Consider the following 15,719-nt stretch of genomic DNA (forward strand, 5'->3'; position numbering starts at 1 on the left):
GGGCAAGGTCGCGTGAGCGCACGCGACGGGGCAGGATATGCCCTTGTGACTGATGACGGCGAGCGCGGCATGCCCGGCAAGGGCTTGATCAATGGCCTTGCCGTCACGCTCAAGACGATGACCAGGAAAACCATCACCCAGCAGTACCCGGATGTGGAGCCCGAGCTGCCCCCACGCTCCCGCGGCGTGATCGCCCTGCTCGAGGAGAACTGCACGGTCTGCATGCTCTGCGCCCGGGAGTGCCCGGACTGGTGCATCTACATCGACTCGCACAAGGAGGAGGTCGTCGTCCCGGGCGCCGCGCGCGCCCGCCAGCGCAACGTGCTGGACAAGTTCGACATCGACTTCTCGCTCTGCATGTACTGCGGGATCTGCATCGAGGTCTGCCCGTTCGACGCCCTGCACTGGACCCCCGAGTTCGAATACGCGGAGACCGACGTCCTGTCCCTGCTGCACGACAAGGACCGGCTCGGCGAGTGGATGCGGACGGTTCCGCCGCCGCCGGCGCACGACGTGCTCGGCGAGCCCTCCAAGGAGGAGGCGACCGCTGCGCGCAAGGCCGCGGGCCCGGGCGCGGCAACTGCCGCAAAAACCGCAAGACCTGCTTCGGTACGGCGTGAGCAGGCCCCCGAGTGACCGTCGCGGACGTCCTGATGATCGCCCTGGGCGCCGTCGCGATCGGCGCCGGAGCACTGGTCGTGACCAGCACCCACCTGGTCCGGTCCGGCCTGTATCTGGTGATCAGCCTGGGCGCGATCGCCGGCCTGTACCTGGTCCTCGGCGCCGAGCTGGTCGCCTGGGTGCAGATCCTGGTCTACGTCGGCGCGGTCGTGGTGCTGCTGCTGTTCGCGGTGATGCTGACCCGCGCCCCGATCGGCCCGAGCCCGGACCTGGACCGCCCGATCGGCCCGTCCGCCCTGGTCGGCGCCGGGGTCGGGCTGGGTCTGGCGGCCCTGTTCGCGGACGCGTTCCGCTGGATCGAGTACCCCCGGGGCGACCCGGGCACCGCCGAGCGGGTCGGTGCGGAGATCTTCGGGACCTGGGTCCTGCCGTTCGAGGTGCTCTCCATTCTGCTGCTGTCCGCCCTGGTCGGCGCGATCGTGCTGTCCCGCCCGGATATTGGCAGGCGTTCGGGACAACCGAACGGGCCGCCGGACCCGACTGAGATGCAGACAGTGGAAGCAGCGGAGGAGGTGCCGTCCTGATGCACGTGACCATTCCGTACGTCATCGCCGCCGCCCTCTTCGGCCTGGGCGTCTACGGCGTCGTCCGCCGCCGCAACGCGATCCTGGTCCTGATGGCGGTCGAGCTGATGCTCAACGCGGTCAACCTGATCCTGGTCACCGCGGATGTCTCGCTGCGTTCGGCGCTCAAGGGCGTCCCCGGCGAGGCGTGGGCGGCGCCGAATTCGCAGGCCGGCTCGGGCGGAGTCGTCGCGCTCTTCGTGATCGTGCTGGCCGCCGCCGAGGTCGGCGTCGGCCTGGCCATCGTGTTGCAGTACTACCGGGTGCGCAAAGCCGTCGCCCTCGACGAGATCCCGCTGGCCGAGGAGGTGGCCGAGTGACGGCCGCCGGTGTGTTCGGCGCGCTCCTCCCGGCCGTACCCCTGGTGCTGGGTCTTCTCGGTCTTGCCCTTCCCCCGGGTGACGGCGGGCCGCGCCGGGTCGCCGCCGCGCTCGGCATCATCGGCGCCGCGCTCGCCCTGGCCGACGCGATCGTGCTGCTCGCGATCACCACCAGCCGCGGCGCGCCGCTCGCCGCGAGCACCCACTGGGTGCGCCTCGGCGACATCGACGTGACGCTCGGCTTCTCGGCCGGTCCCGCCGCGCTCTACGTCGCGCTGGCGGTCTGCGCGGTGGCCCTGTGCGTGCAGGTCTACTCGGTGACCTATCTGCACGACGACCCGCGCTACGCGCCGTATGCCGCTCAGGTCAGCCTGTTCACCGGCGCGATGCTGCTGGTGGTGACGTCCGGCGACCTGATCGGCCTGTTGATCGGCTGGGAGGTGATGGGCGCCTGCTCCTACCTGCTGATCGGCCACGACCGCCGGCTGCCCGAGGCGCCGGCCGCCGCGGTGAAGGCGTTCCTGGTCACCCGGGTGGGTGACGTCGGCTTCCTGCTCGGCATCGCGCTGCTGATAGTTCCGGCCGGCACGTCCCGGATCAGCGACGTCCTCGCCCACGACTATTCGACGGCCACCCTGACCGCCGCGTTGCTGCTGCTCCTGGCCGGGGTCGCGGGCAAGAGCGCGCAGTTCCCGCTGCACACCTGGCTGCCGGACGCGATGGCCGGCCCGACCCCGATCTCCGCGCTGATCCACGCCGCGACCATGGTCGCCGCCGGGGTCTACGTCGTCTTCCGGATGTTCCCGCTCTTCCAGCAGTCCCCGGCCGCGCTCGCGGTGCTCGCCGTGATGGCGTCGATCACCATCCTGCTCGGCGCGCTGTCCGCGACGGCACAGGACGACATGAAGCGCGTGCTGGCCTGGTCCACGGTCTCCCAGATCGGCTACATGACCGGCGCGCTCGCCGTCGGCTCACCCGCCGCCGCGCTGTTCCACCTGCTCACCCACGCCGCGTTCAAGGCGCTGCTGTTCCTCGCCGCGGGCGCGGTGATCCACACCGTGGGCACCAACTACCTGTCCCGGATGGGTGGGCTGCGCGAGCACATGCCGGTCACCTTCTGGTCGTTCGTGATCGGCCTCGGCGCGCTGGCCGGCGTGCCGCCGCTGGCCGGCTTCTGGTCCAAGGAGAACGTGCTGACCGCGGCCGCGCACGCGACCGACGGCGGCGAGACCGTTCCGGTCTGGGCCGCCTGGCTGGTCTGGGTCTCCGCGCTGCTCGCGGTCGGCGTGACCGCCTGGTATGCGACCCGCCTCCTGCTGCGCGCGTTCTTCGGCCCGTCCCGCGCCTACGGGCCCGACGGCCCGGATTGGGAGATCGGCTTCGACGACGCGCGGTACCACGTGCCGGCCGTGCCGCACGACCCGCCGGGCCCGATGCGCTGGCCGATCCTGCTGCTCGCGATCCCGGCGGCGCTGCTCGGCCTGGCCGCGTTCGCCCCCGGCTTCCGGCACGCGCTGGAGCTCGAGGACCCGCATCTGAGCGCCGCGATCCTGCTGCCGTTGCTGCTGCTCGCGGCCGGCGCCGGGACAGCCTGGTGGCTCTGGTGGGCGGTGCCCGGCGTGGACCCGGTGCTCGCGCTGGGCCGGGCCCGGCCGCTGTTCGCTGCCGGCTTCCACCTGGATCATCTTCAAAGCCTGCTTGTCGTACGGCCGGTGAAGGCGCTCGCCCGGTTCGCCAAGGCCGCGGATGAACGCGTCGTCGACGGCGCTGTCGAGGGCGCCGGCACGGCCACCCGGAGCCTCGGCGGGATGTTCGCCGACGCGCACCGGGTGGCGCTGCCCGGCGCCGCGGTCCTGGTCCTGTTCGGGGCGCTGGTCCTGGGCGTCGTCGCGTGGTTGGGAGCCCTGGCGTGACCGACTCCACCTGGACGGCCGCGTCCGTGCTGCTCGTCGCCCTGCTCGCGGTGCCCGCGCTGGGCGCCGTCGTGGTCGCGGTGCTCCCGGCCCGGCGCGACCGGCAGGCCCGGATCGTCGCCACCGGCTTCGCCGCGGTCACGTTCGCCCTCTCGATCGTCCCGTTCTTCGCCGGTGACCGCGCCCGTGGCTGGTTCGCCTACGGCGGGCTCCGGCCCACCGTGCCGCTGCAACCCTGGGTGAACCTGGACCTGCCCTGGGTCCCCGCGCTCGGGCTGCGGTTCCACCTCGGGGTGGACGGCGTGTCGTACCCGTTGGTCGTGCTGACCGGGCTGCTCACGCTGCTGTGTTGCGCCTACACGGTGCGCAAGGTGCCGAAGGGGGGTGGCTCCGGCCGTACGCTCAGCGCCTTGCTCTTGATCCTCGAAGTCGGTGTCCTGGGCACCTTCCTGTCGCTGGACCTGATCCTGTTCTTCGTCTTCTTCGAGGTCGTCCTGCTCCCGATGTACGCGGTGATCGCCGGCTGGGGCGGCACCGAACGCCGGGCGGCCGCGCGGAAATTCGTGCTCTACACGCTGTTCGGGTCGGTCCTGCTGCTGCTCGGCGTGGTGCTGGCCGTCACGAAGGCCGGCACCGGCGACCTGATCACGCTGACCGGCGCCTCCGGGCTCACCCGGACCACCCAGTGCGTGGTGTTCGCCCTGCTCGCGGTCGCGTTCGCGGTGAAAGCCCCGCTCTGGCCGCTGCACACCTGGCTGCCCGACGCGCACACCGAGGCGCCGACCGTCGGCTCGGTGATCCTGGCCGGCGTCCTGCTGAAGATGGGCACCTACGGCCTGATCCGGGTCGGCGTCGGCGTCGCCCCGCTCGGCGCCGCCTGGGCCGCCCCGGTCCTGGGCGTCCTGGCCGTGATCGCGATCCTCGCCGGGTCGCTGATCTGCCTGCGCCAGCGCGACCTGAAGCGGCTGATCGCCTACTCCAGCGTCGGGCACATGGGGTTCGTGCTGCTCGGCATCGCGACCCTGACGGTGACCGGCCTGCAGGCCGCGCTGCTCGGCAACGTGGCGCACGGCCTGATCACCGGCCTGCTGTTCTTCCTGGCCGGCACGATCAAGGACCGGGCCGGCACCGGCTCGCTGGACCAGCTCAGCGGCCTGCGCGAGACCGCGCCCCGGCTGGCCGGCCTGTTCGGCTTCGCCGCGATCGCGTCCCTGGGCCTGCCCGGGCTGGCCGGCTTCTGGGGCGAGGCGTTCGCGGTCGTCGCGGCGGTCGAGCGGGGCGGCCCGCTCTGGGTGACCCTGGCCGTCCTCGCCGCCGTGGGTGGCGCCCTGACCGCGGCCTACTTCCTGCGCCTGCTGCGCCGCCTGACACACGGCCCGACCACCCCGACGGTGCACTCGCTGCGCCCGTCGATCGCCGCCGTCGAGTGGTTCGCCTGGACCCCGCTGATCCTGCTGACCCTGGCCGTCGGCGTCGTCCCGGCGCTGGTCCTGTCCGAGACCGCCCTCCCGCTGACCACTCTCCTGGGAGGCCACCCGTGAGCCAGTCGGTCGACCACTTCGCGCTGCTGCCGCTGTACGCGGCGGCCGGCACCGCGATCCTCGCCCTCCTCGCCGACCTGTTCGTCGCCAAGCGCGCCGCGACCCTGGCGACCACCGCGCTCGGCGGCCTGGCCACGGCGGTCCTGGCCCTGGTCGTCGGCGCGGAGCCGGGCACGTTCTGCACCACCGGCGCCTGCTCCTGGGTCCCGACCTGGCCGGCCGCGGTGGTGGCCGCCCTGTTCGCCGCCCTGACCGTCGGCGTCCTGGCCCTCTCCACCCCGGCCCTGCGCCTGGGCATCGCCCCGGCCGGCGAGTTCTGCTTCCTGCTGGCCTGCTCGATGACCGGCGGCGTGGTGATCGCCTACGCCGGCGACCTGATCACCCTGATCGTCGGCCTGGAGACCCTGACCCTCCCGCTGTACGTCCTGGTCGGCCTGCGCCGCTTCGCCCCGGAGGAACGGGTCACCACCTCCGGCGCCTCGGCGTCCGTGACGTTCTTCCTGATCAGCGTCGTCTCCACGGCCGTGACCCTGCTGGGCGCCGCCCTGAACTTCGTCGCCACCGGTGCTCTCCACCTGGCCCTGCTGCACGCCGCGTCCGGCCCGTTCGCCCCGCTGGCCGGCGTCGGCGTCGCCCTGCTGGTGATCGGCCTGGCCTTCAAGGTCGCCGCGGTCCCGCTGCACGCGTGGGCCCCGGCCACCTACGACGGCGCCCCGATCCCGGTGGCGGCCTACCTCTCCACCGCCTCGAAGCTGGGCGGCGTCCTGGCCCTGGCCGCGGTCGTCTCCCGGCTGGACGCCCGCGCCGTGATGGCCGTCCTGGCCGTCCTCACGATGACCATCGGCAACCTGGTGGCACTGCGCCAGACCCGGATGATCCGCCTCCTGGCGTGGTCCTCGATCGCCCAGGCCGGCTACATCCTGGCGGCGCTGGCCCTGGGCGCCCCGGGCGTTCCCGCCGCGCTCGCGTACGCCGTCTTCTTCATGGTCCTGGAGTTCATCGCGTTCACGGTGGTGACCGCGATGCGTCAACCCGGCGCCGACGGCGGCTCCCTGCTCGACTACCGGGGCGCGGCCCGCCGAAGCCCGTGGCTGGGCGCCGCCCTGGTCCTGTCGCTCGCCGGCCTGGCCGGTCTGCCCCCGGGCCTGGCCGGCCTGTTCGCCAAGCTCTCCGTGGTCAACACCCTGGTCCAGCACAACTGGTCCTGGCTGGCCGGCGTCGTGGTGCTGAACGCCGTGATCGCCCTGGCCTACTACGTCCGGGTCGCCGCCTCGCTCTACACCCTGCCCCCACGAATCGGCCGGAGCGTCGCCGACCCGGTCCTGCTGGACGCGGCCCTGCACCCACGCCTCCCACTGTCCCGCCCGATCGCCGCCACCCTGGCCGCCTCGGTCGCGGTCGCGGTGGTGCTGGGCTTCGCCCCCCAGCTCCTCTTCAACGCCCTGACCTGACCTCCCCGCGCGAAGACCCGACTCGCCGGATCACGTCGCTACGGCAACCGCCGTGGAGATCCGCATGCGTGACCGCCCGGCCTGGCAGAGCCCTCTGAGTCGACCCCGTAGCCCACGCTGGTCAGAATGCATGGCCGGCCCTGATCCCAGGACCGGCCAAACCGTGTTAGCGGTAGTTGTTGAACTGCAGGGCGACGCCGAAATCCTCCGCCTTGAGCAGAGTGATCACGGCCTGCAGGTCGTCCCGCTTCTTGCCGGTGACCCGGAGCTGGTCGCCCTGGATCTGGGCCTGCACGCCCTTCGGCCCCTCGTCCCGGATCTTCTTGCTGATCGCCTTGGCCTTGTCGGCCTCGATCCCCTCGACCACCTTGAGGTCGATCTTGAAGGTCTTGCCGGACTGCCGAGGTTCTCCCGCGTCCAGAGACTTGAGGGAGATGTTCCGCTTCACCAGCTTCTCCTTGAAGACGTCGAGGGCGGCCAGGGCCCGCTCCTCGGTCTCCGACGTGATGGTGAAGGCCTCGCCCGACTTGGCGACCTCGGTACCCGTGCCCCGGAAGTCGAACCGGGTGCTCAGCTCCTTCTCCGCCTGGTTGTATGCGTTGTCGACCTCCTGCCGGTCGACCTTGCTGACGATGTCGAACGACGGGTTGGCTGCCATGATCAGACTCCTGCGGCTGGATGCGTGTCGATGTCGCCGGTGGACCTCTTCCATTCCCGCGACATGCCGACCGTACCCGGTTGCGGACCGGCCCTGCGGTACGGCTATGCTCATCTCCGCTGCCGCGCGAAAGCGAGGTCAGCTGCCCAGGCGGGTTGCCCGAGCGGCCAATGGGAGCGGACTGTAAATCCGTCGCGAAAGCTACAGAGGTTCGAATCCTCTACCCGCCACAGGCATTGAGAACGGCCCCGGAATCTGCGGAAACGCGCTCCGGGGCCGTTCTCGTTGTGATCCGGCAAATCCGACCGGATCTGCCGAGCGCGAGCCTCCGAGCTGTCGCCGGCCAGTCGCGGCGCCTACCGGTCGACACGTCCCGTGACCCCCGCTGCGCCAGTGGCGCGCTCGGGTGGGGCCGGCGCTGCGGGAGGATCGGCGGATGAGTCAGTTGCCGGGGGATGTGCGGGCCGCCTACCGGTTCTTCGCGTTCTTTCTTGCCAACGGGACGTTGTGTCTCGATCTCCTGGACGGGATCGACTATCGCCCGGCGCTGATGGCCTACGGATCGGCGTCGGAACAGGTCATGGCGATCTTCTCGAACGTCCTCGACGTCGACGACCAGGGGCACGTGACGAACCTCGGCGACGCCGAGTGGCGGGCCGCCCAGTACATCCGGCGACTGTGCGATCCCACCTACACCGTCACTCCGCCCTTCGAGCCCTGGGAACTGGACCTTCCGATGTAGGAACGGCCCGCGATGGGAACGGCCCCAGGAGACCGGGAACGGCCCGCCGTTTGATCACCCGTTCGGGGTCCGGCGGATCGGCCGATCGGCCCAGTCCACGGGGCCGCGCATCCGGCGTCGAACCACTACGTTCTTGGATGTCCTTGGTTACGGTCATCGATTTTAGGTGTAAACAAGACATGTACGTGGTTCTCGCCTGGTTCAGCGATCGCAACCTCCCCGAAACAGTCGTCCGCGCGGCCCGGGAACGCTTCGAGTCGGCCGTCTCCACTCTGGTTCCGGACACCTATCAGCGTCACGACCTCGGCGGCCCGGACTGGGGCGTCACCTTCCTGCACCGCGGTGACCAGGGCGCCTACCGCTGGCCGATGCACGCTGTGGACGGTCGGGTCACCGCGCTGTCGCTGGGCCTGCCGGTCGGGGCGGAGGTCACCGGCGGGCCGGTCGCGATGGCCCGGCGGTTGCTCGACGGGGCGGACATCCACCGGGCGGTCGTGCCGCCGTTCGGGCTGATCGCCGTGGACGGCGATGAGCGTTTCGCGATCCAGCAGGACTGGGTGGGCATGTGCCGCCTGTTCACCGGGTCGGCGAACGGGATCACCGCGTTCTGCAGCCGGCCCAGCCTGCTGGCCACGTTCCTGACCGGGGCGGTCGAGCCGGATCTGGCCGGCTGGGCGTCGTACGCGGTGGTCGGCCACTTCGGCGGCGACCTGTCCCCGGTGCGCGGCACCACGTTGCTGGAAGCGGGCCGGCGGGTCACCGGCCGGCGGCGCCCGGGCGGCGGCTGGGAGCTCACCGAGGAGATCCGGTACAACGTCGACGACGTGGTGATGTCCGGGTTCGCCGGGCAGGGGCGCTCGGTCGAGGATTCGCTGGACCTGGCCGCGCAGGCGATCACCGGGACGGCCGCGAGCGTCAGCGAGCTGTACGGCGAGGCGATCACGCTCGGCCTCTCCGGTGGCAAGGACTCCCGGCTGATCGCGGCGTCGCTGGTCGCCGCGGGCCTGCGGCCGAAGTTCGCCACGAACGAGGACACCGCCGCCGAGGGGGTGACCGCGCGCGAGCTGGTCCGCATCCTGCGGGACAAACGCGGGCTGGATCTGGAGCACCAGCTGAGCCGGTCCGGCGCGCCGGACGACGTGCTGAAGGTGGGGCTGTACGAGCGCGCGGCCCGGCTGCAGCGCCTGCATGACTTCCAGTTCCCGTCCACGTACACGATCCGGCCGGCGGTCCGGGAGCAGCTGCGTGACCAGGCGACGCCGGTCAGCTTCACCGGCGCGGCAGGGGAGCTGAGCACCGGGTACTGGTATCCGGCCGCCGAGGGCCGGACCCCGGAGGAGGAGGCGCTGACCCGCCTGACCGCGGCGGTGCCGAAGGGCGCGGTGATCGACGGCGCGGTCGGCGCCGAGCGGGCGCGGATCACCGGGCTGCTGGATCACGCGAAGGGGATCGGACTGCGGGACCTGCACCTGATCGACTACGTCTACCTGGTCGAGCGGGTCCGCCGGTGGTACACGTCGGCGTACGCGATCGGCATGGTCACCCCGTTCCTCTCGCCCGGTTTCGTGGCCGCCACGTTCGGGCTGACCGCGGCGCAGAAGCGGGAGCGGCTCCTGCACAACGGCCTGATCGAGCGGCTCGTCCCGGAGTGGGCGGACATCCCGTTCGTCAGCATCTCCACCGGAAAGTCGACGGCGGCGCGGGTCTGGGACGGCGACGGCGTGCACGTGATCGCCGACCTCCTCGACACCGCGCGGGGCCCGATCGCCCAGCTGATGCACCGGGACGTGGTCGAGAAGGCGCTGGTCTCGGCGGTGCACAACGACAAGGCCGACCAGCGGGTGCTGCGCCAGTTCACCGCGCTGGGGGTGGCGTCCGCGCGGTTGGAGCCGGGCACCGCCGGGCCGGTCACCGGCGCCGCGTTCGGCCGGGTCACCGCGCCGCCCAAGCCGGTGGTGCCGAAGCAGACCAGGCGGCTGCCCTGGCTCCGCAAGGTGGCCCGCAAGATCCTGCGGTAGGGCTGTCCAGCGAACTCACAGCGGCACTCCGGATGAACGCGCAGCCTTCTCGCGTTCTCTGGAGTGCGGGTCACGAGCCCGCATGCTGAAGGAGTCGAACGTGCACAGCCATCACAACGGACTCAAGACGGCCGCCCTGCTCGGCCTGCTCTCCGGCCTGATCCTGGCCGTCGGGTACTGGCTCGGCGGCAGCACCGGCCTGGTCATCGCGGTGATTTTCGCGCTGGTCACCAACGGTGTCAGTTACTTCTTCTCGGACAAGATCGCGCTGCGGGCGATGGGCGCGCAGCCGGTCAGCGAGGCCGAGTTCCCGGCGCTGTACCAGATCGTGCGCGAGCTGGCCCAGCAGGCGGGACAGCCGATGCCGAGGCTCTACGTCTCGCCGGCGATGCAGCCGAACGCGTTCGCCACCGGGCGTGACCCGGAGCACGCGGCGGTCGCGGTCACCGTCGGGATCACCCGCATCCTGGACACGCGTGAGCTGCGCGGGGTGATCGGCCACGAGCTGTCCCACGTCTACAACCGGGACATCCTGATCTCCAGTGTGGCCGGTGCGCTGGCCGGCATCATCACGATGTTCGCCCAGCTGGCGATCTTCCTGCCGTTCGGCGGCTCGGACGACGAGGACTCGCCGAACCCGGCCTCGCTGCTGCTGATGCTGATCCTCGGCCCGCTGGCCGCGTCGATCATCCAGCTGGCGATCAGCCGGAACCGCGAGTTCCAGGCGGACGCGTCCGGCGCGACGCTGACCGGCGATCCGCTGGCCCTCGCGAGCGCGCTGGAGAAGATCCAGTACGGCGCGCAGCGGGCGCCGCTGCCGGCCGAGGGGCAGCTCACCAGCGCGGCGCACCTGATGATCGCGAACCCGTTCCGCAGTCAGGGGATCGCGGCGCTGTTCTCCACCCACCCGCCGATGGCGGAGCGGATCCGCCGGCTCCACGAGCAGGCTTCGCTGACGAGTGGCGCGTCCCGGCCGTACCTCCGCTGATTTTGCCTTTGCTCTTCTCTTGGGACGGCCGCGCTTTCCAGCGCGGCCGTTTCGCTTTTTCAGAAGACCAAAACGATTGCGACGGTACGGCGTTCAGCTGTGGCCCGCGACACCAAGAAGACCGTCGATCGCGGTACCCCCTGGGGGTATGTTGAGGGGCATGAACGCGCTGACCCGCACCGCCATCTCCGCGACGCTGCACTGCCTCACCGGCTGCGCCATCGGCGAGGTCCTCGGCATGGTCATCAGCACCGCGCTGGGCTGGCACAACGCCGCGAACATCGCCCTCTCCATCGTCCTGGCCTTCGTCTTCGGCTACGCGCTGACCATCCGCCCGGTCCTCGCCGCCGGCGTCCCGCTGCGCCAGGCGATCGGCGTCGCGCTGGCCGCGGACACCGTGTCGATCGCCTCGATGGAGCTCTTCGACAACGTCGGCCTGCTGGTCATCCCCGGCGCGATGGACGCCGGGCTGGGCGACGGGCTGTTCTGGGCGAGCCTGGCCGGCACGCTGGCGATCGCGTTCGTGCTGACCGTCCCGGTGAACCGCTGGATGATCGCCCGCGGGAAGGGGCACGCCGTGGTGCATCAGCACCATCACTGAGTTGCGGGGTTTCGGTAATCTGACGCCGAGAACCGGCGCACGCGAAGGAGCCCGGCCCATGGCGAAAGAGGTCACCGGCTCCGGCCGGCGCTCCGAGCAGATCGAGACGTTGCGGGCCGCCGACCACGACCGGCAGCAGATCGCCGACCAGCTGAAGGTCGCGCTCGACGAGGGACGCCTGTCCCTGCATGAGTACGACGACCGCGTCGCCGGCGCCTACGCCGCCCGGACGTACGCGGAGCTGCTCGTCCTGGTCCAGGATCTGCCGCGGCCGGGCCTCAACGCCACCGAGGTGCGCGCCCGCCGGACAGCCGACGCCCGTCGCGAGTCCCGCCGCATTCCGGTCGCGTTGCTGGTGCTCTGGACCATCTGGGCGTCGCTGGCCGCGGTGAACCTGGTGGTCTACGCGCTGGTCCGCAAGACCGTGAACTACTACGTCTACCCGTGGCCGGCGTGGATGCTGGTCCCGGGTGCGGCCCTGACCGCCGTGACCATCGGCGTCCAGGTGATCCGCCACCAGCAGCGCCGCTACTGACCGTTCAGAACGCGGCGGTCATCCCCACACGGCGGTCATCCCCACACGGCGGTCATCCCCACACGACGATCATCAACGTGACGGCGCCCGCCAGCACCACGGCCACGCCGGCCTGCGGGATCGGCGCGCTCAGCCCGGGCGACGTGGCGATCATGAGTGGCAGCACCGCGGGCAGGAACAGCACGCCGCCGAGGACGCACCCGCCGGCCACGAAAGGTTTTGGGAACCGCAACCACCCTCGGACGTCGCCCTGGAGGGTCTCGCGTTCTGGGCGCGCCAGCGCCCTGCGAGGCCCGGAAGGGTCCCCGCGGGAGCGACGATCAGTTATTGGCCGCAGCCGAGGCAATAAAGAATTTGATCTTCAAAAAGGGGTTACTTGACGCGGCGGGTGTTGCGGGCGACCAGCGACTCGTAGTCCTTGTGCTTGTCCAGCCACTCGGAGACGAACGGGCACATCGGCACGACGGTGCGGGACTTGGCCCGCGCGTCGTCCATCGCGAAGCGGGCCAGCGCCGACCCGACTCCCTGCCGCTCGAAGGCCGGGTCCACCTCGGTGTGCGTGAACACGACGATCGGCCCGGTCAGCTGGTAGGTCAGCACCCCGGTCACGGCCCCCGACTCGTCCCGAGCCTCGAAACGGCCCTTCTCCGGCACCTCGGTCACCACGAACTCCATCGGGAAATCAAACCACGGAGACGGGAAATCAGACCACGGAGATCAGCCGAGCCGCTCGGTCACCTCGGCCAGCATCTTCGGCGGCAACTGGGGCGCGTCCAGGAGGCGGGCCAGGCGGGTGCGGTCGTGCATCCAGATCTCGTAGGACTCGGCCAGCGTCAGCCCGTGGCCCGGCCGGTCGACGACCGTGATCCGGTCGCCGGGGACCAGCGTGCCGGGCGTGACCACCCGCAGGTAGGCGCCGGACCGGTTCGCCGCCGCGAAGCGTTTCACCCAGCGGGGCTCGCCCATCTTGTTCTGGAAGGTCAGGCACGGGATCCGGCCGAACGTGACCTGCAGCACGAGGCCGGACCCGAACGCCCACTTCTCGCCGATCACGCCGCCGACGAGGTCGAGCCCCGTGGTGGTCACGTTCTCGCCGAACATGCCGGGCGGCAGGTCGCGGCCCAGCGAGGCGGACCACCACGAGTAGTCCTCGGCCGCGTACGCGTAGACCGCCTGGTCGTCGCCGCCGTGATGTTTCGTGTCCCCGATGTGGTCGCCGACGACGCCGCTGTGCAGACCGATCGTTTTCGGACCGGGGGCGCGCACCGCGACCGGCGTCGTCACGGGCTTCTTGAAGATCCCGGTGGTCGGCGCGTCCTTGCCCAGGCTGGGCTCGGACGAGCCGACGTTGACCGACTGCGCGATCCCGATCATGTGAAGGTCACCATCGCTCGATCCTCCACCGGCCGATAGCCCAGCCGGTGGTAAAGCGCGTTGCTGGTCGGATTGTCCAGGTCGGTGTAGAGCACCACGTCGGTGGCGCCGTCGTCGAGCGCGGCCCGGGTCGCGGCCGCCGTCGCCCCGGCCGCGTAGCCACGCCGGCGCAGCTCCGGGGGCGTCCAGACGGTCAGCACCCGGATCATGCCGGCCGACAGCCGGGAGCGGATCGCCATCGACACCGGCGCGTCCCCGTCGATCCAGAGAGTGATGCCGGCGTGCGTGAGGCGATCGTCGACGGCCGACCCGGGATCGGTCGGCGGGCTGCCGACGAAGGCGCCGAACGCGGTCGACCAGGCGATCAGCAGGTCCCGGTCGGCGGCGGTGGCGGGCCGCGCGAAGCCGGACGGCGCGGGGTCGGGCGGGGTCAGCGTGCCCAGCAGGTGCAGCCGGGTTCGCCTACCCGGAACGACGGGACGGGAGCCGGCGAAGTCCGCGATGTCGCCGGCGGTCATGTTGACCCCGGAGATCGAGCGGCCGGCGAGCGCGTCCACCGCCGCGGGGACCGCCGCCGGCGGCAGCGAGCCGAACAGCACCGGGTGCGGGGGCGTCTGCAGGAGCACGCCCGCCACCACTCCGTCCGGCTCGGTCCACCAGCCGAAATACGGGTCTTCCGGGCCGTACGCGTGGATTCCCCGCGACCCCAGGTTGTCGATCAGCCCCACGCCTTCGCAATTCGCGCCAGGCTGTCCCGCCGGGTGGCCGGGTCGTAGACCGTTCCGGCCAGGATCAGCTCGTTCGCCCCGGTCCGCTCGATCAGCGCGTCCAGGTCGGCGACCACCTCGTCCGCGGTGCCGGCGTACTGCGTCCCCGGCAGGGAGCTCAGCATCTGCAGATCCAGATCGGACAGCTCGCGCTCGGCCGCGGCCTCCGGCGAGATGATCGGCCCCAGCCGCCCGGTACGCAGACTCAACGCCATGATCCGGCTGGGCCCGGCCAGGAACTGCGCCTCCTCGGTCGTCTCCGCGGCGATCACCGAGGCGCTCACCATCGCGTGCGGCTCCGGGAACCGCGGCGACGGCTGGAACCCGGACCGGTACAGCCGCAGCGCGCCGTCCACGTCGGAGGCGACCGCGAAGTGGTACGCGTAACAGAACGGCAGGCCCAGGGCCGCCGCCAGCTGCGCGCCGTACGTCGAGGAGCCGAGGATCCAGACCTCCGGGTACGTCTCCGGAGCCGGCGTCGCCCGCAGCCGCCCGGCCTTCGCGGCCGTCCGCTCGTCGCCGAGCAGCCCCAGCACCGTCTGCACATGCTCCGGGAACTGCTCCACCGTCAAATACGGCGAAACGCCGCGCAGCGCCGCCGCCGTGGCCTGATCAGTTCCGGGCGCGCGGCCGATCCCCAGGTCGATCCGCTCCGGGTAGAGCGCCTCCAGCAGCGCGAACTGCTCGGCCACCACGAACGGCATGTGGTTCGGCAGCATCACCCCGCCGGAACCCACCTTGATCCGCTTGGTCTGCGCCGCGACCGCCCCGATCAGCACCGGCGGCGTGGTCGACGCGACCGCCGGCATGTTGTGGTGCTCGGCCACCCAGAACCGGGCGAACCCCAGCTCGTCGGCGGCCTTCGCGACCTCGATCGTGCCCCGCAGCGCGTCGGCGCTGCCGTGCCCCTCGCGAACGGTGGCCAGGTCCAGGACGGAAAGCGGTACCCGAGTCATGTGGTCGTCCATTCCGGAGATTGCAGGAGGGCGAAACCCTCGTCGATCAGGCGGTGCAGGCCGGCGATGCCGGTCGCCGCGTCCCAGCGCGGAAGCACCGTGTTGAGCACCGTGCGAGCGGTGTTGATCTGCAGATCGAGCTGGAGCTCGGGGATGGCGCGCCCGGCGGCCCAGCCCCGGACCGCGTCCCAGAATCGGTCACACACATCCCGCGAGCAGACGGCCAGCTCGGGCGAGGTCTGCAAGACCCGCCGATGCCGGACCAACTGCTCGGCGGCGAGCGACGTGTAGCCGAGAATCAGCTGGTGCAGCGCGGTCCAGAGCGGCTCGCCGGCCGGCCGCGCCGCGGTCAGCTCGGCCCACAACCGCGGATCATCCGGATCCGGGTCGAAGAGCACCGACTCTTTCCCGGCGAAGTAGTTGAAATAGGTCCGCCGCGAGATCCCGGCCGCGGCGACGATGTCATCCACCGACACCGCGTCGAACCCGCGCTCCGCGATCAGGCCGACGGCGGAGTCCCTGATCAGCCGCCAGGTCTCCGGGCTTCGTCGTCGCACACTCCCGACCATAGCGCGGCGTGCACTGAGTGCAAGTTAGAACTTCTAGAAGAC

The 15,719-nt window shown here is 71.2% G+C and carries 17 protein-coding genes, 1 tRNA gene and 1 pseudogene; 12 read left to right on the plus strand and 7 right to left on the minus strand.

Features of this window, described 5'->3' with window-relative positions; translation table 11 throughout:
- Positions 1–69: 69 nt before the first annotated feature.
- From L3i22_RS02945 to L3i22_RS02970, 6 genes are read left to right on the plus strand one after another with little or no spacing between them, the layout of a single operon-like run.
- Positions 70–636, plus strand: coding sequence for an NADH-quinone oxidoreductase subunit I (locus tag L3i22_RS02945; protein WP_370644519.1), 567 nt, complete (start codon positions 70–72; stop codon positions 634–636).
- Positions 633–1,205: an NADH-quinone oxidoreductase subunit J gene (locus L3i22_RS02950; protein ID WP_221325474.1), complete on the plus strand. Its 573-nt coding sequence runs from the start codon at positions 633–635 to the stop codon at positions 1,203–1,205. The genes L3i22_RS02945 and L3i22_RS02950 overlap by 4 nt, the downstream gene beginning before the upstream one ends.
- A complete protein-coding gene (nuoK, locus tag L3i22_RS02955; RefSeq protein ID WP_221325475.1) occupies positions 1,205–1,564 on the plus strand; it encodes an NADH-quinone oxidoreductase subunit NuoK in 360 nt (119 codons plus the stop codon). Before L3i22_RS02950 ends, nuoK begins: the two co-directional genes overlap by 1 nt.
- On the plus strand, positions 1,561–3,477 hold the full coding sequence (locus tag L3i22_RS02960; protein ID WP_221325476.1) for an NADH-quinone oxidoreductase subunit L: 1,917 nt from the start codon (positions 1,561–1,563) through the stop codon (positions 3,475–3,477). The genes nuoK and L3i22_RS02960 overlap by 4 nt, the downstream gene beginning before the upstream one ends.
- Positions 3,474–5,018 (plus strand): NuoM family protein, encoded by a 1,545-nt coding sequence (locus tag L3i22_RS02965; RefSeq protein WP_221325477.1) that lies wholly within the window; start codon positions 3,474–3,476, stop codon positions 5,016–5,018. Before L3i22_RS02960 ends, L3i22_RS02965 begins: the two co-directional genes overlap by 4 nt.
- Complete coding sequence (locus tag L3i22_RS02970) at positions 5,015–6,469, plus strand: NADH-quinone oxidoreductase subunit N (RefSeq protein WP_221325478.1); 1,455 nt, start codon at positions 5,015–5,017, stop codon at positions 6,467–6,469. Before L3i22_RS02965 ends, L3i22_RS02970 begins: the two co-directional genes overlap by 4 nt.
- Positions 6,470–6,635: 166 nt before the next feature.
- Here the strand turns inward: L3i22_RS02970 and L3i22_RS02975 are convergent, their stop codons facing one another.
- On the minus strand, positions 6,636–7,127 hold the full coding sequence (locus tag L3i22_RS02975) for a YajQ family cyclic di-GMP-binding protein (RefSeq protein ID WP_221325479.1): 492 nt from the start codon (positions 7,125–7,127) through the stop codon (positions 6,636–6,638).
- A 149-nt stretch (positions 7,128–7,276) separates the two neighbouring features.
- On the opposite strand from L3i22_RS02975, the gene L3i22_RS02980 reads away from it, so the two are divergent.
- The 6 genes from L3i22_RS02980 (at position 7,277) to L3i22_RS03005 (ending at position 12,011) form a co-directional block, all read left to right on the plus strand.
- Positions 7,277–7,357 (plus strand) — tRNA-Tyr (locus tag L3i22_RS02980).
- Positions 7,358–7,563: 206 nt separating this feature from the next.
- A complete protein-coding gene (locus L3i22_RS02985; protein ID WP_221325480.1) occupies positions 7,564–7,869 on the plus strand; it encodes a hypothetical protein in 306 nt (101 codons plus the stop codon).
- A gap of 179 nt (positions 7,870–8,048) precedes the next feature.
- On the plus strand, positions 8,049–9,887 hold the full coding sequence (locus tag L3i22_RS02990) for a hypothetical protein (protein WP_221325481.1): 1,839 nt from the start codon (positions 8,049–8,051) through the stop codon (positions 9,885–9,887).
- Positions 9,888–9,969: 82 nt separating this feature from the next.
- A complete protein-coding gene (gene htpX / locus L3i22_RS02995; protein WP_221325482.1) occupies positions 9,970–10,875 on the plus strand; it encodes a zinc metalloprotease HtpX in 906 nt (301 codons plus the stop codon).
- Positions 10,876–11,035: 160 nt separating this feature from the next.
- A complete protein-coding gene (locus tag L3i22_RS03000; RefSeq protein ID WP_255657910.1) occupies positions 11,036–11,476 on the plus strand; it encodes a DUF4396 domain-containing protein in 441 nt (146 codons plus the stop codon).
- A 58-nt stretch (positions 11,477–11,534) separates the two neighbouring features.
- Positions 11,535–12,011, plus strand: a complete 477-nt coding sequence (locus L3i22_RS03005; RefSeq protein WP_221325484.1) for a DUF1707 domain-containing protein — start codon at positions 11,535–11,537, stop codon at positions 12,009–12,011.
- 52 nt (positions 12,012–12,063) lie between these two features.
- On the opposite strand, the gene L3i22_RS03010 is transcribed toward L3i22_RS03005, so the two are convergent.
- The 6 genes and pseudogenes from L3i22_RS03010 to L3i22_RS03035 form a co-directional block, all read right to left on the minus strand.
- On the minus strand, positions 12,064–12,222 hold the full coding sequence (locus L3i22_RS03010) for a hypothetical protein (RefSeq protein WP_221325485.1): 159 nt from the start codon (positions 12,220–12,222) through the stop codon (positions 12,064–12,066).
- A 161-nt stretch (positions 12,223–12,383) separates the two neighbouring features.
- Positions 12,384–12,710, minus strand: a pseudogene (locus tag L3i22_RS03015) (GNAT family N-acetyltransferase); the annotation flags it as partial.
- Between the two features lie 18 nt (positions 12,711–12,728).
- Positions 12,729–13,382 (minus strand): MOSC domain-containing protein, encoded by a 654-nt coding sequence (locus L3i22_RS03020; RefSeq protein WP_370644520.1) that lies wholly within the window; start codon positions 13,380–13,382, stop codon positions 12,729–12,731.
- Entirely contained in the window at positions 13,382–14,113 is a 732-nt protein-coding gene (locus tag L3i22_RS03025) for a GNAT family N-acetyltransferase (RefSeq protein WP_221325488.1), read from the minus strand. Before L3i22_RS03025 ends, L3i22_RS03020 begins: the two co-directional genes overlap by 1 nt.
- Positions 14,104–15,108, minus strand: coding sequence for an LLM class flavin-dependent oxidoreductase (locus L3i22_RS03030; protein WP_221325489.1), 1,005 nt, complete (start codon positions 15,106–15,108; stop codon positions 14,104–14,106). The genes L3i22_RS03025 and L3i22_RS03030 overlap by 10 nt, the downstream gene beginning before the upstream one ends.
- Complete coding sequence (locus tag L3i22_RS03035; RefSeq protein ID WP_221325490.1) at positions 15,105–15,665, minus strand: TetR family transcriptional regulator; 561 nt, start codon at positions 15,663–15,665, stop codon at positions 15,105–15,107. The genes L3i22_RS03030 and L3i22_RS03035 overlap by 4 nt, the downstream gene beginning before the upstream one ends.
- Between the last annotated feature and the right edge of the window lie 54 nt (positions 15,666–15,719).

Source organism: Actinoplanes sp. L3-i22, assembly GCF_019704555.1.
Classification (GTDB): Bacteria; Actinomycetota; Actinomycetes; order Mycobacteriales; family Micromonosporaceae; genus Actinoplanes.

What these genes read in the sequence shown, in the direction of transcription:
- L3i22_RS03005 (WP_221325484.1), top strand. Translation starts at nt 11,535, where the DNA reads ATGGCGAAAGAGGTCACCGGCTCCGGCCGGCGCTCCGAGCAGATCGAG.
- L3i22_RS02945 (WP_370644519.1), top strand. Translation starts at nt 70, where the DNA reads ATGCCCGGCAAGGGCTTGATCAATGGCCTTGCCGTCACGCTCAAGACG.
- L3i22_RS02975 (WP_221325479.1), bottom strand. Translation starts at nt 7,127, where the DNA reads ATGGCAGCCAACCCGTCGTTCGACATCGTCAGCAAGGTCGACCGGCAG.
- L3i22_RS02985 (WP_221325480.1), top strand. Translation starts at nt 7,564, where the DNA reads ATGAGTCAGTTGCCGGGGGATGTGCGGGCCGCCTACCGGTTCTTCGCG.
- nuoK (WP_221325475.1), top strand. Translation starts at nt 1,205, where the DNA reads ATGCACGTGACCATTCCGTACGTCATCGCCGCCGCCCTCTTCGGCCTG.
- L3i22_RS03030 (WP_221325489.1), bottom strand. Translation starts at nt 15,108, where the DNA reads ATGACTCGGGTACCGCTTTCCGTCCTGGACCTGGCCACCGTTCGCGAG.
- htpX (WP_221325482.1), top strand. Translation starts at nt 9,970, where the DNA reads ATGCTGAAGGAGTCGAACGTGCACAGCCATCACAACGGACTCAAGACG.
- L3i22_RS03000 (WP_255657910.1), top strand. Translation starts at nt 11,036, where the DNA reads ATGAACGCGCTGACCCGCACCGCCATCTCCGCGACGCTGCACTGCCTC.
- L3i22_RS02990 (WP_221325481.1), top strand. Translation starts at nt 8,049, where the DNA reads ATGTACGTGGTTCTCGCCTGGTTCAGCGATCGCAACCTCCCCGAAACA.